Annotated in this window: 20 protein-coding genes; 9 read left to right on the forward strand and 11 right to left on the reverse strand. The window is 63.0% G+C overall.

The genetic code is table 11. The features are described 5' to 3' along the window. Positions 1-170: 170 nt before the first annotated feature. The gene (locus FXN63_RS01560) at positions 171-1,205 is read left to right on the forward strand and encodes a type II asparaginase (RefSeq protein ID WP_222863986.1); all 1,035 of its coding nucleotides are present in this window, start codon (positions 171-173) and stop codon (positions 1,203-1,205) included. A 103-nt stretch (positions 1,206-1,308) separates the two neighbouring features. Here FXN63_RS01560 and FXN63_RS01565 read toward each other — a convergent pair whose 3' ends face one another. The 8 genes from FXN63_RS01565 to FXN63_RS01600 all read right to left on the reverse strand — a co-directional run bounded on the left by FXN63_RS01565 (position 1,309) and on the right by FXN63_RS01600 (position 10,454). Further along, positions 1,309-1,644, reverse strand: a complete 336-nt coding sequence (locus tag FXN63_RS01565; protein ID WP_148812201.1) for a hypothetical protein — start codon at positions 1,642-1,644, stop codon at positions 1,309-1,311. Positions 1,645-1,743: 99 nt separating this feature from the next. After that, positions 1,744-2,982, reverse strand: coding sequence for a phenylacetate--CoA ligase family protein (locus FXN63_RS01570; RefSeq protein ID WP_148812203.1), 1,239 nt, complete (start codon positions 2,980-2,982; stop codon positions 1,744-1,746). Between the two features lie 210 nt (positions 2,983-3,192). After that, positions 3,193-4,047, reverse strand: coding sequence for an ABC transporter ATP-binding protein (locus tag FXN63_RS01575; RefSeq protein ID WP_148812206.1), 855 nt, complete (start codon positions 4,045-4,047; stop codon positions 3,193-3,195). 127 nt (positions 4,048-4,174) lie between these two features. Further along, positions 4,175-5,512, reverse strand: coding sequence for an ABC transporter substrate-binding protein (locus tag FXN63_RS01580; protein ID WP_148812208.1), 1,338 nt, complete (start codon positions 5,510-5,512; stop codon positions 4,175-4,177). 120 nt (positions 5,513-5,632) lie between these two features. Continuing rightward, the gene (locus FXN63_RS01585) at positions 5,633-6,697 is read right to left on the reverse strand and encodes a branched-chain amino acid ABC transporter permease (protein ID WP_148812210.1); all 1,065 of its coding nucleotides are present in this window, start codon (positions 6,695-6,697) and stop codon (positions 5,633-5,635) included. A 53-nt stretch (positions 6,698-6,750) separates the two neighbouring features. After that, the gene (locus FXN63_RS01590) at positions 6,751-7,680 is read right to left on the reverse strand and encodes a branched-chain amino acid ABC transporter permease (RefSeq protein WP_148812212.1); all 930 of its coding nucleotides are present in this window, start codon (positions 7,678-7,680) and stop codon (positions 6,751-6,753) included. An 18-nt stretch (positions 7,681-7,698) separates the two neighbouring features. Continuing rightward, entirely contained in the window at positions 7,699-8,487 is a 789-nt protein-coding gene (locus FXN63_RS01595) for an ABC transporter ATP-binding protein (protein ID WP_148812214.1), read from the reverse strand. After that, positions 8,484-10,454 (reverse strand): AMP-dependent synthetase/ligase, encoded by a 1,971-nt coding sequence (locus tag FXN63_RS01600; RefSeq protein WP_148812216.1) that lies wholly within the window; start codon positions 10,452-10,454, stop codon positions 8,484-8,486. The genes FXN63_RS01595 and FXN63_RS01600 overlap by 4 nt, the downstream gene beginning before the upstream one ends. Positions 10,455-10,704: 250 nt before the next feature. Here FXN63_RS01600 and FXN63_RS01605 point away from each other — a divergent pair, with 250 nt between their 5' ends. From FXN63_RS01605 to FXN63_RS01625, 5 genes are all read left to right on the forward strand, one after another. Next, on the forward strand, positions 10,705-11,379 hold the full coding sequence (locus FXN63_RS01605) for a Crp/Fnr family transcriptional regulator (protein ID WP_148818815.1): 675 nt from the start codon (positions 10,705-10,707) through the stop codon (positions 11,377-11,379). Beyond that, positions 11,372-12,415, forward strand: a complete 1,044-nt coding sequence (gene ybiB, locus FXN63_RS01610; protein WP_148812218.1) for a DNA-binding protein YbiB — start codon at positions 11,372-11,374, stop codon at positions 12,413-12,415. Before FXN63_RS01605 ends, ybiB begins: the two co-directional genes overlap by 8 nt. Further along, positions 12,412-12,852, forward strand: a complete 441-nt coding sequence (locus tag FXN63_RS01615) for a sirohydrochlorin chelatase (protein ID WP_148812220.1) — start codon at positions 12,412-12,414, stop codon at positions 12,850-12,852. The genes ybiB and FXN63_RS01615 overlap by 4 nt, the downstream gene beginning before the upstream one ends. A 210-nt stretch (positions 12,853-13,062) precedes the next feature. Then, a complete protein-coding gene (locus FXN63_RS01620) occupies positions 13,063-13,683 on the forward strand; it encodes a glutathione S-transferase family protein (protein WP_148812222.1) in 621 nt (206 codons plus the stop codon). 79 nt (positions 13,684-13,762) lie between these two features. After that, positions 13,763-14,446 carry a hypothetical protein gene (locus FXN63_RS01625; protein ID WP_148812224.1) on the forward strand — a complete coding sequence of 228 codons (684 nt, stop codon included), beginning with the start codon at positions 13,763-13,765 and terminating at the stop codon, positions 14,444-14,446. A gap of 27 nt (positions 14,447-14,473) precedes the next feature. Here FXN63_RS01625 and FXN63_RS01630 read toward each other — a convergent pair whose 3' ends face one another. The 3 genes from FXN63_RS01630 to FXN63_RS01640 form a co-directional block, all read right to left on the reverse strand. Then, entirely contained in the window at positions 14,474-16,909 is a 2,436-nt protein-coding gene (locus FXN63_RS01630) for a TonB-dependent siderophore receptor (RefSeq protein WP_148812226.1), read from the reverse strand. Between the two features lie 316 nt (positions 16,910-17,225). Further along, the gene (locus FXN63_RS01635) at positions 17,226-18,194 is read right to left on the reverse strand and encodes a FecR domain-containing protein (RefSeq protein WP_222863987.1); all 969 of its coding nucleotides are present in this window, start codon (positions 18,192-18,194) and stop codon (positions 17,226-17,228) included. 6 nt (positions 18,195-18,200) lie between these two features. Beyond that, on the reverse strand, positions 18,201-18,713 hold the full coding sequence (locus tag FXN63_RS01640) for a sigma-70 family RNA polymerase sigma factor (RefSeq protein ID WP_148812227.1): 513 nt from the start codon (positions 18,711-18,713) through the stop codon (positions 18,201-18,203). A gap of 255 nt (positions 18,714-18,968) precedes the next feature. On the opposite strand from FXN63_RS01640, the gene FXN63_RS01645 reads away from it, so the two are divergent. The 3 genes from FXN63_RS01645 to FXN63_RS01655 all read left to right on the forward strand — a co-directional run bounded on the left by FXN63_RS01645 (position 18,969) and on the right by FXN63_RS01655 (position 24,164). Continuing rightward, on the forward strand, positions 18,969-19,685 hold the full coding sequence (locus FXN63_RS01645) for a hypothetical protein (protein WP_222863988.1): 717 nt from the start codon (positions 18,969-18,971) through the stop codon (positions 19,683-19,685). Positions 19,686-19,870: 185 nt separating this feature from the next. Then, positions 19,871-21,058, forward strand: coding sequence for an MdtA/MuxA family multidrug efflux RND transporter periplasmic adaptor subunit (locus FXN63_RS01650; protein ID WP_148812229.1), 1,188 nt, complete (start codon positions 19,871-19,873; stop codon positions 21,056-21,058). A gap of 7 nt (positions 21,059-21,065) precedes the next feature. Further along, complete coding sequence (locus tag FXN63_RS01655; protein ID WP_148812231.1) at positions 21,066-24,164, forward strand: multidrug efflux RND transporter permease subunit; 3,099 nt, start codon at positions 21,066-21,068, stop codon at positions 24,162-24,164. The last annotated feature ends 13 nt before the right edge of the window (positions 24,165-24,177 follow it).

The raw sequence follows: 24,177 nt of genomic DNA on the forward strand, positions 1-24,177 counted from the left end.
TGCCATGGCACCCAGTTATCGGCATACCCCGTAGGCACGCAACTGAGCCGGCGTCTATGGTCGCTGCCGCCCGTGCTTCGTTGCTATCATGAACTTCCCACATAAATCGTCGGTTGATGCCGCCTGCGACGTGCGCCGGTGTTGACGACGACAACATCCAGGACCCGACGATGAAACTTCTACCTGCTTCCTGCCTGTTCGTTGCCAGCCTGCTGTCGGCCTCCGTCGTGCATGCCCAGACGCTGCCCGGCGTCACGATCTACGCCACCGGTGGCACCATCGCAGGCAGCTCGGCCAGCAACACCGACACCACCAACTACAAAGCAGGCTCCATCGGCATCGAGACCTTGATCGCGGCCGTGCCGGAGATGAAGAAGGTTGCCAACGTCAGCGGCGAGCAGATCGCCAACGTGCCCAGCAACGACGTCGACAGCGCCATCCTGCTGAAGCTGGCCAAGGCCATCAACACCAAGCTCGCCGAACCCGGCGCACAAGGCGTGGTCGTCACGCACGGCACCGACACCCTGGCCGAGTCCGCCTTCTTCCTGGACCTGACGGTCAACAGCCCCAAGCCCGTGGTGATCGTCGGTGCCATGCGCCCCGCAACCGCCATCAGCGCCGACGGCCCGATGAACCTGCTGAACGCAGTGACGCTTGCCGCCAGCAAAGACGCCATGAACCGCGGCACGCTGGTCGCGCTGAACGACCGCATCGGCTCGGCGTTCTACACCATCAAGACCAACAGCACGACGCTGGACACCTTCCAGGCCGCCGAACAAGGCTTCCTGGGTGCCTTCATCGGCGGCCAGCCGAAGTTCTGGTACAGCCCCGCAGTCCCCACCGGCAAGCTGACGTTTGACGTCAGCAACGTCACCACCTTGCCCAAGGTCGTGATCCTGTACGGCTACCAAGACCAGGACGCCGCCCTGATCGACGCCGCCATCAAAGATGGTGCCAAGGGCATCGTGATCGACGGTTCGGGTAACGGTTCGGTGAATGCTGCAGTGAAGGCCCGCCTGATCGAACTCGACAAGCAAGGCTTCCCGGTGATCCGCGCAACCCGTACCAATTCGGGTTATGTGACGACGAAGACCGAAGGCATCGGTTCGGGCGTCTACAGCGCGTCGAAGTCGCGCTGGTTGCTGTCGCTGGCACTGGCGACGGGTGCGACGCGGGAGCAGATCAAGAGCTACTTTGGGACTTGATTGACGTGCTTTGAAGCGCGGGGGATTTAGCCCCTGATGAACCGGACAGGCTTGGGTCTGTCCGGTTTTTTTATGCTTGAGCCAGGTACAAATTTCCTGGCAACTAGCCTCTTGTCCCTTTCGAGTTAGCTTCGTAGCATTCCCTGTAGGCCTCGTTTTCAAACTCACGGACGGCACGTTCGCGTGACTGCTCTGTGGAGTACTGAGGTAGCCGATAGGCTCGCTGCACGAAAAGTTTGGACATCTCGTCGATGGAACTCCCTGAGGATGTCAGCTCCATCACTTGCGACATTGGCGCGCCCACCTGGCGAAGCTTCATGAGTTCTTTGGCCAGGTGCGAAATATCTTTGCAAGCCTGGTGCGCTGAGTTGGTCTGCGCCAAGACCGGCGATGCGGCCAGCCCAGTAAACAGCAGCGTCAACAATATGCTTCGATTCATCGCCTCGTTCCGAACGTCGATTTTGTGTCTGCGGCGGTGTCTGCGAAACGTACAACCTGGAAGGTTCAACGTCGTCTGAGACCGACGGCCGGCATGATATTACTCATACGACCGCGCATCCTCAATCACCTTCCCATCATTCACCAAACTCCCCGCCGCCCCCATTACCACTTCCACGCGGATCTTCGTCAATTCCCGCGCGCTGGCCATGATCCGCTCGGCCAGTTCCGCTGACGCACCAGACACTTCCAACTTCAGTGTCACCACTTCAGCGCTTACTTTCCCCGTCACGACCAACCTCGCTTTGATGACTTCCGGGTGCCGCTTGACGATCTCGGCGACTTGCTCGGGATGCACGAACATCCCTCGGATTTTTGTTGTCTGATCGGCCCGGCCCATCCAGCCTTTGATGCGCGCATTGGTGCGGCCGCAGGGGGACGGGCCAGCCAGGATGGCGCTCAGGTCGCCGGTGCCGAAGCGCACCAGGGGGTAGGCGGGGTTGAAGGTGGTGACGACCACTTCACCGACTTCGCCGTCGGGCACGGGGTCGTTGGTGCCGGGGCGCACGATTTCCACGATGATGTCTTCGGCCAGCACCAGGCCGTCGCGGGCTTCAGTCTCGTAGGCGATCAGGCCGACATCGGCGGTGCCGTAGGCTTGGTAGCCTGCCACGCCGCGCTCGGCGAACCAATCACGCACCGACGGCGGGAAGGCTTCGCCGGATACCAGGGCTTTGTGAATCGATTCCAGTTTCACGCCGAGTTCATCGGCTTTTTCCAGAATGATTTTCAGGAAGCTGGGGGTGCCGACATAGCCGTGCGGTTTCAGGTCGGCGATGGCGCGCACTTGTTGTTCGGTCTGGCCGATGCCGCCGGGGAATACGGTGCAGCCCACTGCATGCGCGGCGGTTTCCATCATCGCGCCGGCTGGCGTGAAGTGGTAGGAGAAGCAGTTGTGTGCCAGTTCACCGGCGCGGAAGCCGGCTGCATACAGCGCGCGGCCGAAGCGCCAGTAGTCGCGCTGGGTGCCTTGTGGTTCGTAGATGGGGCCGGGCGATGCGAACACGCGGGGCATGTCTTCGCCGTAGTCGACCGCGCTGAAGCCGCCGAAGGGCGGTTGTTTGGGCTGCAGGTCTACCAGTGCGTGTTTGCGCGTGACGGGGATCTTGGCCAGGGCTTCGCGCGAGGTGACGCTTGCCAGGTCGATGCCTTCCAGCTGGCGCGCCAGTGCGGGTGCCCGTTTGACGGCACGCGCAAGGGCGGCGGGCAGGGCGGCGAGCAGCGCTTGTTCGCGCTCGGCCGGGCTGCGCGTTTCCAGCGTGTCGAAGTAGTCGGGCATGGTGGGACCTCGGGTGGTGTTCGCACGGCCTGCTGGCCAGATGCGAGGTGAATACGTGGAATAACGGCTTGCAAGTCAGTGCGGACTAGCGGCTTGTCTCTGCACATAGGTCGTACAGAACACAGGCGATGGTGCTTGGTGTCTGGGGACAAGATTGGCTCGTTCGGCGGTTTGCCGTCGGCTGTCTTCTTCACGCCCCGACACGCACCATCACGCCAGCCAACGCTTCCTTCGCCGATAGAACTTGTTGTCGCGGAAGCTCTTTCTTCCCCCGCTGGACAGGCCCAGATAGAACTCTTTGACGTCTTCGTTTTCAGCCAGGGCTTTGGCTTCCCCGTCCATCACGACACGTCCGTTTTCCAGGATGTAGCCGTAGTCGGCATAACGCAGTGCGACGTTGGTGTTCTGTTCGGCCAGCAGGAAGCTCACGCCTTCGCGGGTGTTCAGGTCTTTCACGATTTCAAAAATTTCTTCGACGATCTGCGGTGCCAGGCCCATGGACGGTTCGTCCAGCAGGATCATGCTGGGGTCGGCCATCAGCGCGCGGCCAATTGCCGTCATTTGTTGTTCGCCGCCCGACGTGTAGCCGGACTGGCTGGTGCGGCGGGTTTTCAGGCGCGGGAAGTAGGCGTAGACCTTTTCCAGCGCGGCGGAAATGTCGCCGCGTGACAGGGACCGTGTGTAGGCCCCGGTCAGCAGGTTGTCTTCGATGCTCAGGTGAGCAAAGCAGTGTCGGCCTTCCATCACCTGCACCACGCCGCGCTTGACCAAGTCAGCCGGCGACAGCCGTTCGATGCGCTCGTTGCGCAGTTCGATATAGCCCTTGGTCACGTCGCCACGCTCGCCTTTCAGCAGGTTGGACACTGCGCGCAAGGTGGTGGTCTTGCCTGCGCCGTTGGCACCCAGCAGGGCGACGATGCCGCCTTGCGGAACGACCAGCGACACGCCTTTCAAGACCAGGATGACGTGGTTGTAGATGACTTCGATGCCGTTGACGGTCAGCAGCGCGGGGGCTGCGGCCGGGGCGGCGTCGACAGGGGCGGGTGCGGTAGCGGTGGCGCTCATGGATTCGGTCCTGCTGTCGGCAGGTGCACCACCTGGGGTGCAACCTGCCGGGGTTAACGCGCGGCTGTCAAACAACGCCTGTCAAGGCGTGACCATCGAGCCAGGTCTTCACATCACCAGCCGTCCATCAGCCTTCGCACTTGCGCGGGGTGATGTTCTTTTCGCTGGCGTACTTGGCGGCAGCTTCTTTCACCAGTGGGTCGATCACGCTGGCATCGCCTTGGTACCAGTCAGAGCTGTTGGTGAACTTGCCACCGTCCCAGGTGATGATGTGCGCCCAGCTTGCGCCCATGTGGTCTTTGCAAGACGTCTTGATCGGACGCAGCAGGCCGTTGAAGCCCAGCTGGTCGATACGCTCCTGGGTGATGTTGAGGTTCTCGTAACCCCAACGCACTTGCTCGCGTGTCATGGTCTTGCCCTTGCCGTACTTTTCCTGCGCAGTACGGATGGCTTCCACCGTGATCATCGAGATCAGCATGCCGCGGGTGTGCGCCACGGTGCCGACTTCTTCACGCTTGGCCGAGCCGTTGTTCTTGTCGTAGACGTTCTTCAGCAGGTCGTCGTGAATACGGCTTTTGCCGGCCGCGTTCTGAACCGTAATGGCGTTGTAGCCCTTGGCGGCTGCGCCCAGGTCTTTCACGTCAGCTTCCGAACCCGCCCACCAGATGGCGTACATCTTTTCGCGCGGGAAGCCGGTGGCTTGTGCTTCGCGGATGGCGGTCGGCGTCATGATGCCGGCGCTCCACAGCAGCACATAGGCCGGGCGTTGCTGGCGAATCTGCAGCCAGGTGGATTTCTGTTCCACGCCCGGTGCCACGACCGGCAGCAGGCTGAGTTCAAACCCGTGCATCTTGGCGCGTGCCGTCAGCAGCGGAATCGGTTCCTTGCCGTAGGGCGAGTCGTGATAGACCAGCGCGATCTTCTTGCCCTTCAACTTGTCCCAGCCGCCTTCTTTCTTGGCGATGTCCTGCAGCATGATGTCGGCTGCGGTCCAGTAGGTGCCCAGGATCGGGAAGTTCCATTCGAAGACCGAGCCATCAGCCGATTCCGAGCGGCCGTAGCCGGTGGTCTGGATGGTGACCTTGTCGTTCGGGGCCTTGTCGGTCACGGCGAAGGTAATGCCGGTGGACTGCGGATCGAAGGACGATGCGCCGGTGGGGCCTTTGCTTTTCAGGCGTTCGTAGCATTCCACACCACGGTCGGTGGAGTAAGCGGTTTCGCACTCTTCATACGTGATCTTGACGCCGTTGATGCCGCCGTCGCGTTCGTTGATGAGCTTGATGTAGTCCAGCTTGCCATCGGCCCACGGAATGCCCAGCGGTGCAAAGGAACCGGTGCGATACACCAGCAGCGGTACGAACTGTTCCTGCGCCTGGGCTTGCGCCAGCATTGGCGTGGCGGTGGCGGCCAGGGCACCGGTCAGTGCCATGGCTGCGGCGGCGGTACGGAATCGGGTGAATGTCATCGCTGTGTCTCCGTGGTTGGCGGGCGGCCACGCCGTCTGCCTGGGTGTTTTCCGGTCAATGCCGGCTATCTGTGTCGATGAAAAACGGGGAATGCAGGAAAAGCGCGTGCGTGAAAACGGTCAGTGCGGGAAGGGCCAGATACGCAGTTTTTCTTTCGCGATGCTCCACAGCTTGGCCAGGCCATGCGGTTCAGCGATCAGGAAGAAGACGATCAATCCACCGAAGATCATGTGTTCGATGTGGCTGGCGGTGTCTACCGACAGCGGCAGGCCCAGCATGTGCGGAATATTGTTCAGGCCCACCGGCAACAGCACGATGAAGGCTGCGCCGAAGAAGCTGCCGACAATCGAACCCAGGCCGCCGATGATGACCATGAACAGCAGCTGGAAGGAACGTTCCAGGCTGAAGGCCAGCGGTTCCCACGAACCCAGGTGCAGGTAGCCCCACAGTGCACCGGCCACGCCGACGATGAAGGAACTGACTGCAAAGGCCGTGAGCTTGGCGTACATCGGGCGAATGCCGATCACGGATGCCGCCACGTCCATGTCACGAATGGCCATCCATTCCCGGCCGATGGCACCACGCACCAGGTTCTTGGCCAGCAAGGCAAACACGGCAACCACGCTCAGGCAGAACAAGTAGCGCGACAGGGCCGACTGGATCGGGAAACCGAAGACTTGCAGGTTGGCGACCGACACCGAACCCGATGCCGAGTAGTTGGTCAGGAACGGAATCCGCAGGAAGGCCCAGTCCACGAAGAACTGCGCAGCCAGTGTCGCCACTGCCAGGTACAGACCACGAATGCGCAAGCTGGGAATGCCGAAGATCACGCCCACGATGGTGGCGCACAGACCGCCCAGCAGCACTTGCACCAGCAGCGGCAGGAAGGGGAAACGCACACCGAAGTTGAAGGCTGCATAGGCCCCCACTGCCATGAAGGCACCGGTCCCCAGCGAGATCTGTCCGCAGTAGCCCACCAGAATGTTCAGGCCGATGGCCGACAAGGACAGGATCAGGAACGGGATCAGGATGGCGCGCAACAGGTAGTCGCTGGCCAGCATGGGCACGGCAAGGAAGGCGACCGCCAGTACCAGCAGCATGAACACCCGGTCTTGTCGGATCGGGAAGATCTGCTGGTCGGCGCGGTAGCTGGTCTTGAATTGACCGTTTTCACGATAGAACATGGGCTTGGTATCCGTTAAGAATGCGGTGCTGGTTGAGCTTCAGACCTTGGCGTTCAGACCCGATCGATGATCTTTTCGCCGAACAGCCCCTGCGGTCGGAACAGCAGGAACACCAGCGCCAACACGTACGCAAACCACACTTCGATGCCGCCCCCGACCATCGGGCCAAGGTAGACCTCGGACAGCTTCTCGCCCACGCCGATGATCAGGCCACCGATGATGGCACCCGGCACCGAGGTCAGCCCACCCAGAATCACCACCGGCAAGGCCCGCAGGGCGACGGTGGACAGCGTGAACTGCACGCCCAGTTTTGATCCCCAGATGATCCCGGCAACCAGCGCCACCAGACCAGCCACTGCCCACACGATGATCCAGATGCGGTTCAGCGGAATACCGATGGACTGCGCCGCTTGGTGATCGTCGGCCACGGCGCGCAGCGCACGGCCGGTGGCGGTGTACTGGAAGAACAAGGCCAGTGCACCGACCAAGGCCGCAGCAACCGCAGCCGCAATCATGTCTTCCGCATTGACCAGTACGCCGCCTTCGAACATGCCTTCCAGCAGGAACAGCGGGTCTTTGGGCATGCCGACGTCGATGGCGTACACCGCGCTGCCGAACATGATCTGCCCAGCGCCGTCCAGGAAGTACGAGATGCCCAGCGTGGCCATCAGCAGCGTGGTCAGCTCCTGGTTGACCAGGTGGCGCAACACCACCCGCTCAATGGCCCAGGCGACCACCACCATCATGGCACCGGTGACGATCATCGCCAGCAGGTTTGCCAGGAATTTGTTCTCAAACCCGAACCAGGCTGGAATCCAGACCGAGAAGCGGGCCATGCACAGCGCGGCCAGCAAGACCATTGCGCCCTGTGCGAAGTTGAAGACGCCCGATGCCTTGAAGATCAGCACGAAGCCCAGTCCGATCAGCGCGTACAACATGCCTGACATCAGGCCGCCGAACAGTGTTTCCAGAAAAAATGCCATGGTGTGTTGTCCTGGACCTTAGTGGGACACGCCAAGATAGGCGCGGATCACGTCTTCGTTGTTGCGGACGTGGTCCGGTTCGCCGTCGCCGATTTTCTTGCCGTAGTCGAGCACCACCACGCGGTCGGAGATATCCATCACCACGCCCATGTCGTGCTCGATCAGCACGATGGTGGTGCCGAATTCGTCATTCACGTCCAGGATGAAGCGGCACATGTCCTGCTTTTCCTCGACGTTCATCCCGGCCATCGGCTCGTCCAGCAGCAACATGCGCGGTTCCATGGCCAGCGCACGGCCCAGGTCGACGCGCTTTTGCAGACCGTAGGGCAGACGCCCGACCGGCGTTTTGCGGAAGGCCTGGATTTCCAGGAAGTCGATGATGTTCTCGACCACTTCACGGTGCGCGGTTTCTTCACGTTCGGCCGGGCCTAAACGGAAGGCCTGTGCCAGGATGCCGGACTTCATGCGCAGGTTGCGGCCCGTCATGATGTTGTCCAGCACGCTCATGCCCTTGAACAAGGCCAGGTTCTGGAAGGTGCGCGCGATGCCCATTTCTGCCGCGCGGCGCGGGTTCATCTTCGAGAAGCTCGCGCCCTGGAATTCGATGGACCCTTGCTGCGGCGTGTAGACGCCATTGATCACGTTCAGCATCGAGCTTTTGCCCGCGCCGTTCGGACCGATGATGGCGCGGATTTCATGCTCGCGCACATTGAAGGAAATGTCGGTCAGTGCTTTCACGCCACCGAAGGCAAGCGAGATGTGCTGCAAGTCCAGCACCACGTCGCCGATGCGTTTTTCTCTGCTCATGCTGCTTCCCGCTGTACGCCTACGGTTTTCACGGTACGGATCGGCAGGTCCGCCGAGATCGAGCCGGTACGGCCGTCCTCGAACTTCACCTGCGTCTCGATGAACTGATGGGTCTTGCCCGTGTAGAGCGCATCGACCAGCACCGCGTACTTCTGGTTGATGAAGCCACGGCGCACCTTGCGGGTACGGGTCAGTTCGTCGTCATCGGGGTCCAGCTCCTTGTGCAGGATCAGGAAGCGATGCAGCTGTGAACTGGCCAGCAAGGGGTCGCGCGCCAAGTCGGCATTGACCTGTTCCACGCAGTCCGCGATCAGTTCGTACACTTCGGGTTTGGATGCCAGGTCGGTGTAGCCCGCATACGGCAGCCCACGGCGCTCGGCCCAGTTGCCCACCGCTTCCACGTCGATGTTGATGAAGGCGGTGGCTTCATTGCGGTCAGCGCCGAAGGCCACGGCTTCCTTGATGAACGGGAAGAACTTCAGCTTGTTCTCGATGTACTTGGGCGCGAACATCGCGCCGCTGGCGAGCTTGCCCACGTCTTTGGCGCGGTCAATGATCTTCACGTCGCCATCGGCGTCGACGAAGCCTGCATCCCCCGTGCGGAACCAGCCGTCGGCGTCCTTCACTTCAGCCGTGGCAGCGGGGTTGCGGTAGTACTCCTTGAACAGGCCCGGGCTTTTCACCAGGATTTCGCCCGCTTCGGAAATCTTGATTTCCACGCCATCGGTCGGGGGACCAACCGTGTCGGCCTTCACCTGACCGTTCTTCTGAATGCAGACAAAAACTGAAGTTTCCGTCGAGCCGTACAGCTGCTTCAGGTTGATGCCAATGGACCGGTAGAACACGAACAGGTCCGGGCCGATGGCTTCGCCTGCGGTGTAGGCCACGCGCACGCGGTTCATGCCCAGCGCGTTGCGCAAGGGACCGTAGACCATCAGGTTGCCCAGCGCGTAGTGAATGCGGTCGCCCATGCCGACCGGCTTGCCGTCCAGGATGTCGGTGCCGACCTTGCGCGCCACGCCCATGAAGTGGTGGAACATCTTGCGCTTGATCAGGCCCGCGTCTTCCATGCGGATGGTGACCTGCGTCAGCAGCGCTTCCAGCACGCGCGGCGGCGCGAAGTAGTAGGTCGGGCCGATGGCGCGCATGTCGATGTCGACGGTTTCGGGCGACTCGGGGCAATTCACCGTGAAGCCCGTGACCAGCGGCTGGATGTAGGAAAAGATGTTCTGGCCGATCCAGGCGGGTGGCAGGTAGGCCAGCACGTCTTCGCGGTCGGTCAGGCCTTCCAGGCGTTCGCAGGCACGTGCCCGGCCGATCAGCGCGTCGTGGGTCAGCACCACGCCCTTGGCCTTGCCGGTGGTGCCCGAGGTGTACAGCATGGCGGCGGTGTCGTCCGACTTGCCAGCGGCCACGGCGTCATCGAACAGGCCCGGGTGGGACGCGTCGTATTCCTTGCCCAGCGTTTCCAGCTGGTCAAGCGACAGCAGGGCCGGGTCGGTGTAGTGGCGCATGCCGCGCGGGTCGTCGTAGACCACGGTCTTCAGGCTGGGCGCCTGTTCCATGATCTCGAACATCTTGTCGACCTGTTCCTGGTCTTCCACCACCGCAATGCGCACCTCGGCGTCTTGCAGCACGTAGACCATTTCCTGGGCGACGGCGTCCTGGTACAAGGGGATCGGAATGGCGCCGAGCGACTGCGCGGCCATCATCGTCCAGTACAGGCGCGGGCGGTTTTCGCCGATCACGGCAACGTGGTCGCCGCGGACCACGCCCTTGGCCGCCAGGCCGCAGGCAATGGTACGTACGCGGGCGGCAGATTCGGCCCAGGACCAGGTTTGCCAGATGCCCAGGTCTTTCTCGCGGATCGCGGGGCGATCGGGGCGGTTGCGGGCATGCGAAAGCAGCAGCCGGGGCAGGGTGTCCGCAGATGCTGCGGCGGCGTTGCGCGAATCGGGCTGGGCCACGTGATCTCCTGCGATATCGTTATCCGGCTTGGGCGGCAAGTCGCCCTGTGTCCGGTACGTTCGTCATTTCTTTTTTGCGCTGTCATGCACCCGTATTGCGCGTTCGAAAACCCGGTCACGGAAGCTGACAAGCTGCTTGGTTGCGGTAAGGTAGCGAGTCGCTGGCACACCAACTGTCGCGGAAACGACAATCGGCGACAAAGGCCGGGTAAACGACAGGTCTGTAAAACCCTTGAGCGATAAAGGATCGATGAGCTGGTTTGACGAGACAAAAGTGGCATCCAGCTGGCCAGCCCTGCTGACAGCGCCGCAACGCGACCGCGTGCGGCGTGACGTTGCCATCCATCAGGTACCGGCCGGCACGGTGATCGGCCGCAAAGGCGATCGCGCCGACAGCTGGTTGGGCGTGGTCGACGGCTTGCTGAAGATTTCGGTGGTCAGCATCGACGGCAAGTCCGTCAGCTTCACCGGCGTGCGTGACGGCGGCTGGTTCGGCGAGGGAACCTTGCTGAAAGATGAGCCACTCAAATATGACATCGTGGCGCTGCGCGACTCCACCCTGGCCCGGATGCCGCGCGCGACTTTCGAATGGCTGCTGGAAAACAGCATTGGCTTCAATCGTTATCTGCTGGATCAATTCAATGAACGGCTGGGCCAGTTCATTGGCATGATCGAGAACGAACGCCTGCTCGGGCCGGACACGCGGCTGGCCCGTTGTCTGAGCGGCCTGTGCAATCCGATTCTGTATCCGGGCTCTGACCTGCGTATTGAAATTACGCAGGAAGAGCTTGGCTATCTCGCTGGCGTGTCGCGTCAGCGGGTCAACCAGGCGTTGCACAAGCTCGAAAACGTCGGGCTGGTGCGCGTCGAGTACGGGGCGGTCTGGGTTACCGACCTGGCTGGACTGGGGAGCTACGATGGGTGATCAAAGCGAAAACCGGGCGGCGGTCGCCCCGGGTGTGGTGCCGGCCGGTACCCGCCGTGTTGGTGTCGAGCCCTTTGCCTGCGCTGCGTTGATCCGCGAGATCGGCCGGGGCAAGGATGGGTCGAAGTCCTTGCCGCGCGATCAGGCTGAAACCCTGATGGCTGCCATGCTGGACGGTCAGGTCAATGACCTGGAACTCGGTGGCATTTTGCTGGCGCTGCGCATGAAGGGCGAGCAGCACACCGAGATTGCCGGTTTCCTGGATGCCATCGAGGCGCGCATGCGCCGGGTGACGGCACCGGGCGCACCGGTGGTGGTCATTCCCACTTATAACGGTGCCCGGCATGCCGCCAACCTGGTGCCCTTGCTGGCCGGCCTGCTGGCCAAGCGCGGCATTCCGGTCTTGCTGCACGGCCAGGCCAGCGATCCGCTGGCGCAAGGGGCAGGAAGCAATGTCAGCCGCGTGACCACGGCTTCCATTCTGGAAAAAATGGGGATCGAGGCGTCTGCGAACGTCTACAAGGCCGAAGACGCCTTGCACGATCGTCTGCTGGCATACCTGCCGCTGGATGTGGTGAGCGCGCCGCTGGCACGCCTGATCAGCCTGCGTCGCATTCTGGGGGTGCGCAATGTGTCGCACACCTTGGTGAAGCTGGTGTGCCCGGTGGCGGGGCCGGCTTTGCTGTTGTCTGCATATACCCACCCTGAATTCGGCAGCATGCTCAACGAGCTGTTCGCCGAGCGCGGCACGGCTGCCTTGCTGATGCGCGCAACCGAAGGCGAGGCGGTGATCAACGTGCGCCGCAGTCAGGAAGTGTTGCGCTGGCGCGGTGGCCAGGTCGAGACCCTGGCCGAACGTGCGCCGACGGCTGCGGCCGAGTTGCCCGAACTGCCCCCGCGCGATGCCGAGAGCACGGCCGTGTGGACCAAGGCGGTGTTGGCGGGGGATATTCCCGCCCCTGAATCCTTGGTGGCGCAGTGCGACATGATCGAGGAATCGCTGGGCCTGCTGGACCGGCGCAAGGGGGCGCGATGAGCGCAGATATTGACGGTGGCAAGCCCACGCTGGCGGACGGTGGGGCAATTCCCCCCGCCACCGGCTGGCCCGATGCCACCGCCTTGGTGCTGTTTGCGCACGGCGCGCGCGATCCGCGTTGGGCCGAGCCGTTGAACCGTCTGGCCGATGTGGTGCGCGCCCAGCGGCCGGATGTCGCGGTCGTGACGGCATTCCTAGAATTGATGCAGCCTGATCTGCCTGCGGTATTGGACGGCTTGGCGGCGGACGGTCATGTGCATGTCAACCTGATGCCGGTATTCTGGTCTGCGGGCGGCCATGTGATTCGTGATTTACCTGTATTGATCGCGGATTCCCGCCTGCGTAATCCGGGTTTGAACGTGGCGGTGCTGCCGGTATTGTCTGAATTGCCCGGCGTGCTGGATGCCGTCGCCCGGGCCGCCTGGCCGGCTGCCTGATGTACTTGGCTTGATCACTTGGGTTGATGCTTTTGGCTTGATGCATCTGATCTGATGCGTTCGGTCTGACGCCCTTTACCAAGCGCGCAACGCCAGGCCCACCACGGTTCTTTCCACTATCTGCACCTGCGTGCCCGTGGTCGGGCATGCCGGGTGCTGAGGCTTGCGCCTCGCCTATACACACCATCTACCCACCCACGGGAGTACTGCATGATCCGGATATGGGGACGCCTGAGTTCCATCAACGTGCAAAAAGTCGTCTGGACCGCCGTCGACCTGGAGCTTGATTTCACCCGTCTCGACGCCGGCGGCCCGTTTGGTGGCCTGGATACCCCGGAATACGGCCTGCTGAATCCGAACCGCTTGATCCCGGTATTGGAAGACGACGGGTTTGTGATGTGGGAATCGAACGCCATCGTGCGTTATCTGGCCGAGCGCTACGGCAAGAACAAGCTGTGGATCGACGCGCTGCCCGCGCGTGCCAAGGCCGATCGCTGGGTCGATTGGCAGGCGACGACCTTCGCCCCTTTGATGATGCCGGCGTTCATCGGTCTGGTGCGCACGCCCGAGGAAGAGCGCAACGAGCTGGCGATTGCCGACTCCCTGGCGCAGTGCGGCTTGCTGATCAACATTCTGGAACGCGAGCTTGAGCAGCGCCCGTTCCTGGGTGGCGAGGAATTCTCGATTGCCGATATTGCAGTCGGCGCGCAGGTGCATCGCTGGTTCCACCTGCCGATCAACCGTGCCCCGTCGCCTGCGCTGCGCGCCTGGTATGACCGCATCATCCATCGTCCGGGTGCGGTGGCGGCGCTGGGACAGCCGGTGGCGTAAACGGTAGTGGGAGTGTGTCTGAGCTTGCCTGAATCCGGCCGCGCTGCACGCTTGCGCGCGACGGGCGACAATAGGACGGATGGACAACCCCGCTTTCCTGTATCTCACTGGCGTCGGCGGCCAAGCCCCGATGCTGATCGCGCAAGCCCGTGGCAAGTTGCCGTTGCTGTGGCAGATTCTGCTGGCAGGCGGTGCGCCTGCTGCCGGGTCTGATCCGGCATCGCCTGTCATTGACGCAGTTGCTGCACCTGCACCCATCGCCGCAACGCATGGCAACGACGCGCCTCGCCTGACCAGCAACGCCGACGCGGCGCTGCTGCGTCTGCGCTGTGTGGTCGACTTCATCGCCAGTCATCCGGCCTTGCGTACCCGGCCTTCCTTGGGCTGGGCCTTCGACGGTGCCTTGGCGTCGTTACGCGAAGCGGTAGCCGCGCAGCCCGGGCGAAGCTTTTCTGTCGGGCTGGAGGCGTTGTCGTGGATCAGCGATGCCACGCCCGCCACCTTCATCGAAGAATGCCGTGCGGACTGCAATGCCCGCTGGCGCATGCTGGCCGAGGCCATCAGCGCGCGCGACCACATGGCCTTGAGCCGTGCGCTGTACTTGGACGACCCTGACGATTGGCGCTATTGGGCGGACAGCTTCGGTTTCAGTACCTTGGCTGACCCCTACTTCCACGGCCACATCACGCAGCCCGACGCGCCGCACCCGCTGGCCCCGTTGCCAAGGCGCAGCAGCTGGTGGCGCTGGTTCAATGCTGACTGATCAGCGCCAACCGATGCGCCTGTCGCCTTAGAACTGATAACGCGCCGTCAAGGTGATGGTGCGCGGCGCGCCGTAGTAGCACCAGATGGCGCTTTGGCAGACCGCGACGTATTCCTTGTCGAACAGGTTGCTGATGTTCAACTGCAGACGCCACTGGTTGATGTCGTAATGCGCTTGCGCATCCACAATCGCGTAGCCGCTGGTGCCCCACTGGTTGTAGGTATCGCCATAGTGCTTGCCCATGTAGCGCACTGCGCCTCCGAAGCCCAGGCGGGCCAGCGGGCCGGACTGGATGGTGTAGTCGGCACCCAGCGATGCCTGATGACGTGGCACCAGACGCAGTTGCTTGCCTTGCTCCAGCGGGTCGTTGCTTTCCTTGGCCTTGGCGTCGTTGAAAGCGTATGAACCAATCAGCTTGAAGCCACGCGACACGTTCACACGTGCTTCGAATTCTGCACCGCGCACCTGCGTCTTGCCCTGCTGCACCGTGGCAAAGGCCACGTTCGGGTCCAGGGTCTGGGTGTTCTTCTGCGTCATGTTGTACACGGCTGCCGTGTACTGGTCGCTGCGTCCCTTGGGCTGGTATTTGACGCCGGCCTCAAGCTGGTCGCCCGTGGTGGCTTTGAACGGCTCGCCGCGTGCGGTCGCACCGATCACCGGCTGGAACGAACGCGAGTACGCGGCATACGGGGCAATGCCCGAGTCGAACACATAGTTCACGCCCACCCGGCCCGACCACGCGTTTTCTTTGGTGGTGGTCTGCGTGTTGGCAATGCGGTTGTCGGTGTTGGTGTCGCTCCAGTCGTGGCGCAGGCCCAGCGTGCCCACCCAGCGGCCGATGCGGATCTGGTCTTGCGCGTACACACCTAGCTGCTTCTGCGTCTGGTCGATGTGGTAGTTGTAGGCCGGGGTGACCAGTGGCGACTGTCCGTAGACCGGGTTGAAGATGTCCAGCGTGGGTGCACCCGCCGCAAAGCCGGATGCATAGTCATTACTCAAGCGGCTGTAGTCCAAACCGACCAGCAAGGTGTGCTTGAAGTCGCCGGTGGCGAAGCGCGTTTCCAGCTGGTTGTCGACGGTGAAGGCGCGTGAGTGTTCTTCCAGCGGATAGTAATAGCGATTCAGCGTGCGCAAGTCGGCTTGCAGGCCAAGCGTACCGATGGAATTGTGGTCCAGATCGACATTGGCCTGGCGCAGGTTCTGGCGGAAGGTCCAGTCTTCATTGATCCGGTGCTGCAACTCGTAGCCGACCGACTTGAATTCCTTGTCGTAGTTGTCGTAGCCCGGTTCTCCCGTGAACACCTTGGGCGAAATCTTGCCGTTCGGGTTGAAACGCGCCGTGCCTTCCGAAGGCAGGAAACCGCCGCCCAGCGCGGTTTCGCCTTTCTGGTAGCGCGCCAGGAAGGTCACCGAGGTGTCATTGGTGGCTTTCCAGGTCAGGCTGGGCGCAAAGAAATAGCGGTCATCTTTCACGTGGTCGATCTGCGTATCGCCCTTGCGCACCAGGCCGGTCACGCGATACAGCAGGCGTCCTTCGTCGTCGATCGGGCCGGAGAAATCGGCGGCGACTTGCTTCTGGTGGAAGCTGCCGGCCTGCACTTCGATTTCGCGCAAGCGTTCCTCGGTGGGACGCTTGCTGACCACGTTGATCAGGCCACCCGGCGGCATGGCACCGTACAGACCGGATGACGGTCCTTTCAGCACCTCGATGCGTTCCAGGCCGTAAGGTTCGATGCGCGTGGCGCCGGTCCAGGTGCCATTGGGCAGCGGCAAGCCGTCCATGTAACGCGAGGGGTCGAAGCCGCGCACCAGCAGCCAGTCCGACCGTGAGTCGAAGCCGTACGAGCCGCCCACCACACCCGCGCTGTGCCACACCGCTTCCTCGATGCCGTGAATGCCGTAGTCCTGCATCTGCTCACGCGTGACGATGGAAATCGACTGCGGCGTCTCCAGAATGGGGGTATCGGTCTTGGTGGCCGTGGCGCTGCGCTTGGCTACGTAGCCAAGCACGGGGCCGACGGCCGTTTCATTGTCTACCGAAGCCGAGACATTCACGGCGGTCAGGGTGGCGGCGCTGGTTGCGGCCGAAGTCGGCGGCGCGCGACGCAGCGAATAGCTGTTGCCCGCACCCGACGCGACTTCCAGACCCGTGCCCGCCACCAATCGCGACAAACCCTGGTCCACGGTGTAGCGGCCTTGCAAGCCCGCCGTGCTGCGGCCGGTGGTCAGCGACGCATCGACCGACAACAGCACACCGGCTTCCGCCGCGAACTGCGTCAGCGCATTGGCCAGCGGTCCTGCCCCGATGTTGAATTCGCGCGCTGCGGGTGCGGTCTGTGCCTGGGTCACACTCGCGGTTGCCGCCAGCAAAGGCAGGCCAAGAAACGCGGCGCGCAAGGCCAGCGTCAGTGCACGCGGGGCAAGGTGCCGCGTGCGCGGCGAATTCGATCGGAAGGACGGCATGGTGAGCCTCGATGACGGAGGATTGTGAAGGTGTCTTCCGTATTGCCAATCGAGATGCTTGAAGCGGAACCGGCGTTACAAATTAGTCGGTAGCTTTGACGAGAATGATTACTCGAGGTGTGCATCGGCACCAAGATTCATGATCCGAATGCCTCTGTTGTTGCCGCATTTTTTGCCGGTTCATTTTGGTTTTCAAGTCTTTGTTCTAAAAAGAAAAAACCCGATTACGTCGAAAATTCTTGCCGCTTGTTTTGCCGGTTTTTTTCCAGACATTCACCGCTGTTTCGTGCCGAAAATCACAAGGCAACTTCGGTGATCAAACCGCCTCAACACTTACCCACCAGGGCGTAAGTGTCCTGATCCGCACTGGCAGCGAGCCGGCCACCGCTTGCAGAATCCGGTCGGTATCCCCAAGCGGATACGCGCCTACCAGCCGCAGGTGCGCCACTTCTGGCGTACAGCCCAAATGTCCGCGCCGATAACGCGACAGCTCTGCCAGGAAATCGTCCAGCCGCTGGTTGTTGGCCAGCAGCATGCCGGTGCGCCAGGCTTGGCGTGCGGGGTCGGCGGCTTCCAACGTGCTGATCGACGTGGCCGCGAAGCGGGCCTGTTTGCCGGCCGGCACGACCTGCGCGGCTGCGCCAAGCGGCTGGATTTCCACCGATCCGTCGAAGACCGCGACATGACAGGTGGTTCCTTCCTGGCGCACCGTGAAACGGGTGCCCAGCGCGCGCAATCTGCCTTGGGCGACGTCGACGACCAGTGGGCGCTGCCGATCAACCGCTGAGTCGATCAGGATTTCGCCTTCACGCAGCAGCAGGCGACGCCAGGCATCGTCGTAGGCAACATCGATGGCGCTGGCGGTGTTGAGCCAGACCTGGGTGCCGTCGGCCAAGCGCAGGTCGCGCGTTTCGCCCACGCCGGTGCGGTAGGCGGCGGTCCAGGCTTGCCAGGGCAGGGCGTCGCGGCCGATGAGGCCGGCGATACAGGCGCCACCGCCCAGGACGGCTGCGCCCAGGAGGTGCCGGCGACGCCGACCCGGGACGCTCAGCGCAGTGCGCGCTGCACGTGCCGGCAAACGATCGAATTGGCTGCCGATGGCTTCGACCCGTTCCCAGGCTTGCAAATGCTGCGGGTTGGCCGCGATCCAGTCGCGCCACTGGCGACGGCTGTCGTCATCGACCCGGTCGTCGCGCAAGGTGGCGAACCACTGCGCGGCTTCGGCCAGCACGTTGGGGTCCAGCGGACCGGCCGCGCGGGCGGGCGAGGGAGAAAGTTCAGCCACGACAATTCAGCTGCGGTTGTCGAGCAGCAGGCAAGCCAGCATGGCCTGCGCCATGTATTTGCGCACCATGCGGTCCGAGACGCCCAAGGCCGTGGCAATGTCGGCGTAGCTCATGCCGTCGAACTGCGCCATCAGGAAGGCTTGGCGAACCTTGGTGGGCAAGGTGTCGAGCATGGCGTCGACTTGATACAGCGCTTCGAGCGCCAGCGCCTGTTCTTCGGGCGAGGCACTCAGCGGCTCGGGCAGGGTGGCCAGGGCTTCAAGATAACTGCGTTCCAGATCGCGACGCCGCAGGTGGTTGACCATCAGCCCGTGGGCGATGGTGCCCAGGTACGCACGCGGCTCGCGCAGCGTGGTGGCTTCCTGCGATACGAGCACCCGCATGAAGGTGTCTTGCGCCAGGTCCGCGGCCTGGGCGGTGCAGCCCAGCTTCTTGCGCAACCAGCCGGCCAGCCACCCGTAATGGGCGCGATACATTGCGCCGAGCGGGTCTTGGGTGGGGGAGAGGCCGGGGTGCATGGGTTTAATCAAATAAGAAGCGTTCTCATTCTATTTGGTTTCCGCCGAATGACAATCGATTTATGCGCAAAGATGAAGTGCCACGTGGGGTTTCACGCGGTTTTGCAAGCGCCGCGCAAGGTGTCAGCGGAATACGACGGCCAATGCAGAAGGCGCTTACATCGCGGCCGGAATGGCCGACCATATGCGCCTCGACACGGCCCGGACTTGTTCACCCTGAACAATCTGCCTGACCGGGGTCAATGGAGCAGCAGCATGTCGTTCGGCTTGAAAGCAGGGTGGGTCCGCCTGGGACGGGTGTCATCGATGGCCTTGCTGGCGGGCAGCAGCCTGTGCCCGCTTGCGCCGGTGTTCGCGGCGGGTGGGGCGCATGTGGTGGAAGATTCCGAGGTCGAAGAACCCGGCCGCTGCCACGTGGACAGCTGGGTGTCGCGGCAGGGCGGGCGCGACGGCGGTATCACGCTGTCGCCTGCCTGTACCTCCAAGGCCATGCCCGATCTGGAATTTAGCGCAGCGGTGCAGCGCAATTGGGGCAGCAGCCGTGACACGCTGGTGGGGCCGGGCTTCAAGTACAACTTCATGCCCGAGGCGCAGGGCGTTGGCCTGGCGCTGGCCGGCAGCGGCGCGTGGAGCACGCGCGATGGCCACTTCGACAATGCCTTGCTGGTCGTGCCCCTGACGCTGCGTCTGCACGAAGATGTACGGGTGAATCTGAATGCAGGGTGGAGTTACACCCACGGCCGGGGCCGCAAGGAACAGGCGTTTCTGGGCGCGCAGGTGGAATACGCCGTCGCGTCCGACGTGTCCCTGATGGCCGAGGTCTTTGGTCGTGATGGCGATCCGATGGGAAGCCAGCTGGGCGTGCGCTGGACGCCGGGCGGTGGGGATGTGGATGTCGATCTTTTGTACGGCCGACGTCTGGATGGCAGCACGCCCAGGACGGTCACGCTGGGCGTCACGTTCCGGTATTGAGGTGGGTTGGATCGAGGCGGATTTGATCCCTCCTTGGCAAGCCCCCCGTTTTTGGACGAAAATGAGAGTAATTCTTATCTGTCGACCGTTATAACTGCCTTCCCGCATTTTTCATCGCGTGAAGCGCTCGGCGACGCAGGAGCATGACCGGTTTTCCGGCCCTACCCCTTCTACCCGCGCCGTCCATGTCCGCCTCTTCCGCTCGTTCCCCTCGCCTTGTTCGGGCGATTGTCTGGTTGTTGCTCGTCCTGGCCGTGCTGGCCTCGGTCTGGTTCTTTGTGTGGCGCAAGCCCGCTGCCGAGGCTGCGCCGCCCAGCGCATGGGCCGGCCCGGTGCCGGTCAAGGTGGTTGCCGCCAAGCGCGAACCGCTGACGGTCCGCGTCAAAGCCATCGGCACCGTGACCGCCTTGAATACGGTGGTGGTACGTAGTCGGGTAGACGGGCAGTTGCTGCGGGTGGCGTTCAACGACGGCGACACGGTACGTAAGGGCCAGTTGCTGGCCGAGATCGATCCTGCTGTCTACCGGGTGCGTCTGGCGCAGGTCGAAGGGGCGTATCAGCAGAATCAGGCCCAATTGCGCAGCGCCGAACTGGACCTTGCGCGCTTCAAGCGATTGGCGGAGCAGGAATCGATTGCCCGTCAGCAGCTCGATACGCAGGAAGCGCGCGTGACGGAATTGCGTGGTGCGCTGAAGTCGGACCAGGCGCAGATCGACGACGCCCGGTTGCAGCTGTCGTACACCCGCATCGAGGCACCGATTGCCGGCCGTCTTGGCATCAAGCGGGTGGACGCGGGCAATCAGGTCAGCGCGGGCGATGCCAACGGGCTGGTGACGATCAACCAGACCACGCCGGTGTCGGTCTTCTTCACGGTTCCCGAAACGCAGGTGGCCCCCTTGCGCGAGGCGCAGCGTGGCACGGCAGGGCTGGCGGTCGAAGCCTGGGATCGCGACGAACGCAAGCTGCTGGGCTCCGGCCGCCTGGTGGCCATCGACAATGAGATCGACGTCACCACAGGCACCTTGCGCCTGAAGGCCGAATTCCCGAATGCCGATGACATTCTGTTCCCGAACCAGTTCGTGAACATGCGCCTGGCCCTGAGTACCCTGGACGATGCAGTAGTGATTCCCACGGACGCCGTGCAATACGGGTCCAAGGGCACCTATGCCTATGTGATCGCCGACAACAAGGCGACCGTGCGCATGTTGACGCTGGGCCCCACCGAAGGTGACCGCGTAGCCGTGACACAAGGGCTGACAGCGGGCGATCAAGTGGTGCTGGAAGGACTGGACCGCCTGCGTGAAGGCCGTGTGGTGCGGGTGGTGGATACGCCGCAGCCGGCCGCCAACAGCCCGCTGCGCAGCGGCGGCTGAGGCCGCCATGAATCTGTCCCGTCCTTTTATCGAGCGTCCGGTTGCCACGCTGCTGTTGATGATCGCGTTGATGGTCTCCGGCATTCTGGCCTGGCGGCTGTTGCCGGTCGCGGCCTTGCCGCAGGTCGATTATCCGATCATCCAGGTGTTCACGTTCCACCCGGGGGCCAGCCCCGATGTCACGTCACGCACGATCACCGCACCGCTGGAACGGCGTCTGGGGCAGATCCCGGGCCTGAAGCAGATGAGTTCCACCAGTTCCGGTGGTGCATCGGTCGTCACGCTGCAGTTCTCGCTGGAAGTCGATCTGGGGGTAGCCGAACAGGAAGTGCAGGCCGCCATCAACACCGCCAGCACCTTGCTGCCCTCGGACCTGCCCGCCCCGCCGATCTACCGCAAGGTGAACCCGGCCGACGCGCCGATCATGACGCTGGCTGTGACCTCGGACAGCCTGCCGCTGCCGCGTGTGTATGACTTGGTCGATACCCGCATGGCACAGAAGCTGGCGCAGTTGCCGGGTGTGGGCATGGTCAGTCTGGCGGGTGGACAGCGCCCGGCCTTGCGGGTGCAGGTCAACCCGACCGCGCTTGCGCAGCAGCAGCTGAGCATGGAAGACGTGCGCACCGCGATCACCGCCGCCAACGTCAACCAGCCCAAGGGCAGCTTCGACGGACCGGTGCGTTCGACCATGCTGGATGCCAACGACCAGATTCGCAGCCTGGCGGAATACCGCGCGCTGATCGTGGCGTGGCGCAATGGTGCACCGGTGCGTCTGGGTGACCTGGCGACGGTCGAAGACGGTGCCGAAGACCGCTTCCTGGCAGCCTGGGCCGACAAGGCCCCCGCAGTCTTGGTAAACATCCAACGCCAGCCCGGTGCCAACGTGATTGACGTGGCCGACCGGGTGCGGGCGCTGCTGCCGCAACTGACCGCCACCTTGCCGGCTGCCGCGCAGGTCACGGTGCTGACCGACCGCACGCAAAGCATTCGTTCCTCGGTGCGCGACGTGCAGAAGGAACTGGTGTTTGCGGTGGGCCTGGTGGTGCTGGTCACCTTGGTGTTCCTGCGCAAATTGTCGGCCACCTTGATTCCCAGTGTGGCCGTGCCGCTGTCGCTGGTGGGCACCTTCGGCGTGATGTACCTGATGGGTTTTTCCGTCAACAACCTGTCCTTGATGGCGTTGACGATTGCCACCGGGTTCGTGGTCGACGATGCCATCGTGATGCTGGAGAACATCGCGCGGCACCGCGAAGAGGGCGCATCGCCCATGGAAGCCGCGTTGAAAGGCGCGGCCGAGATTGGCTTCACACTGATCTCGCTGACGGTGTCGTTGGTAGCGGTGCTGATTCCGTTGCTGTTCATGGGTGACGTGGTGGGGCGTCTGTTCCACGAATTTGCGATCACGCTGGCGGTGGCCATCGGTATTTCGCTGGTGGTGTCCCTGACGCTTACGCCGATGATGAGCGCCCGCATGCTGACAGGGCCGGTGCACGCTGCCGAGCCGACAAAGCCCGGTTTTCTGGACCGCGTGATTGCCAGTTATGGGCGCGGTCTGGACTGGGTGCTGGAACACCAGGCGCTGGCCATGCTTGCCATGCTTGCCACCCTGGCGCTGACTGCCGTTCTTTACCTTGCCGTGCCCAAGGGATTTTTCCCGGTGCAGGACAGCGGCGTGATCCAGGTGGTGACCGAGGCCCCGCAGCAGATATCCTTCGGTGCGATGGCCGAGCGTCAGCAAGCATTGGCCGCCGAGCTGTTGAAAGATCCCGATGTGGCCAGCCTGTCGTCGTTCATCGGTGTGGACGGCAGCAACGTCACCATGAACAGTGGCCGCATGCTGGTGAACCTGCGTCCGCATGGTTCCGACCGCGCCAGCGCCAGTGAAATCGGCGTGCGGCTGCGCACCCGCATTGCCGAGGCCAAGGGCCTGGACGGTATCACCGCCTGGTTCCAGCCGGTGCAGGAACTCAGCATCGAGGACCGCGTCAGCCGCACGCAGTATCAGTTCTCGCTGACCACACCTGACACGACGCAGCTGGCCGAGTGGACCGCACGCATGGTCGAGCTATTGCGTGCCCGGCCGGAACTGGCCGATGTTGCCAGCGATCTGCAGATGGGCGGCTTGCAAGCCAGCGTCGAGATCGACCGCGATGCCGCCGCGCGCCTGGGCGTGCGCAGCAGCAATATCTCGACCGCCTTGCAGAACGCGTTCGGCCAACGCCAGGTGGCTACCTTGTTCACCCAGGCCAACCAGTACCGCGTGGTGCTGGAAGTCGATCCGCGTTATGCACGTGGCATGGACGCGCTGGCGACCACCTACGTGCCGACCGCAAGCGGCACCCCCGTGCCCTTGTCGGCGGTAGCGCGGGTAACCATGCGCCCGGCTGCGCTGCTGATCAGCCACCAGGGCCAGTTCCCGGCCGCCACGATTTCCTTCAATCTGGGTGAAGGTGCGTCGCTGGGCGAAGCGGTGGCGGCGATTGAAGCGGTACGCGATGGCGCGAACCTGCCAGCCACCATCGAGACCCGTTTCCAGGGGGCTGCCGAGGCCTTCCGCGCATCCTTGTCGAACACCTTGTGGCTGGTGCTGGCAGCGGTGGTGACCATGTATCTGGTGCTGGGCATTCTGTACGAAAGCACCATTCATCCGCTGACGATTCTGTCGACCCTGCCGTCTGCAACCGTGGGCGCATTGGCGGCCTTGCTGCTGACGGGCCGGCCGCTGGACTTGATCGCGGTGATCGGCGTGGTCCTGCTGATCGGGCTGGTGAAGAAGAACGGCATCATGATGGTGGACTTCGCACTAGAAGCGCAGCGTCGTCAGGGCATGACGCCGCGCGAAGCCATTCATCGTGCGGCGCTGATGCGTTTTCGTCCGATTCTGATGACCACGCTGGCCGCATTGTTCGGGGCCGTGCCGCTGATGCTTGCCAGTGGATCGGGTGCCGAATTGCGCCAGCCGCTGGGCATTGTGATGGTGGGTGGTCTGCTGGTCAGCCAGGTGCTGACGCTGTACACCACACCGGTGGTGTATCTGTGCTTTGACCGACTGGCAACGCGTCGTGCGCGCGTGGCGACCACGCCTGCTGCGGACGGCGCACGATGAAGATGGATAGCCC

The organism is Pigmentiphaga aceris (assembly GCF_008119665.1).
Lineage (GTDB): Bacteria > Pseudomonadota > Gammaproteobacteria > Burkholderiales > Burkholderiaceae_B > Pigmentiphaga > Pigmentiphaga aceris.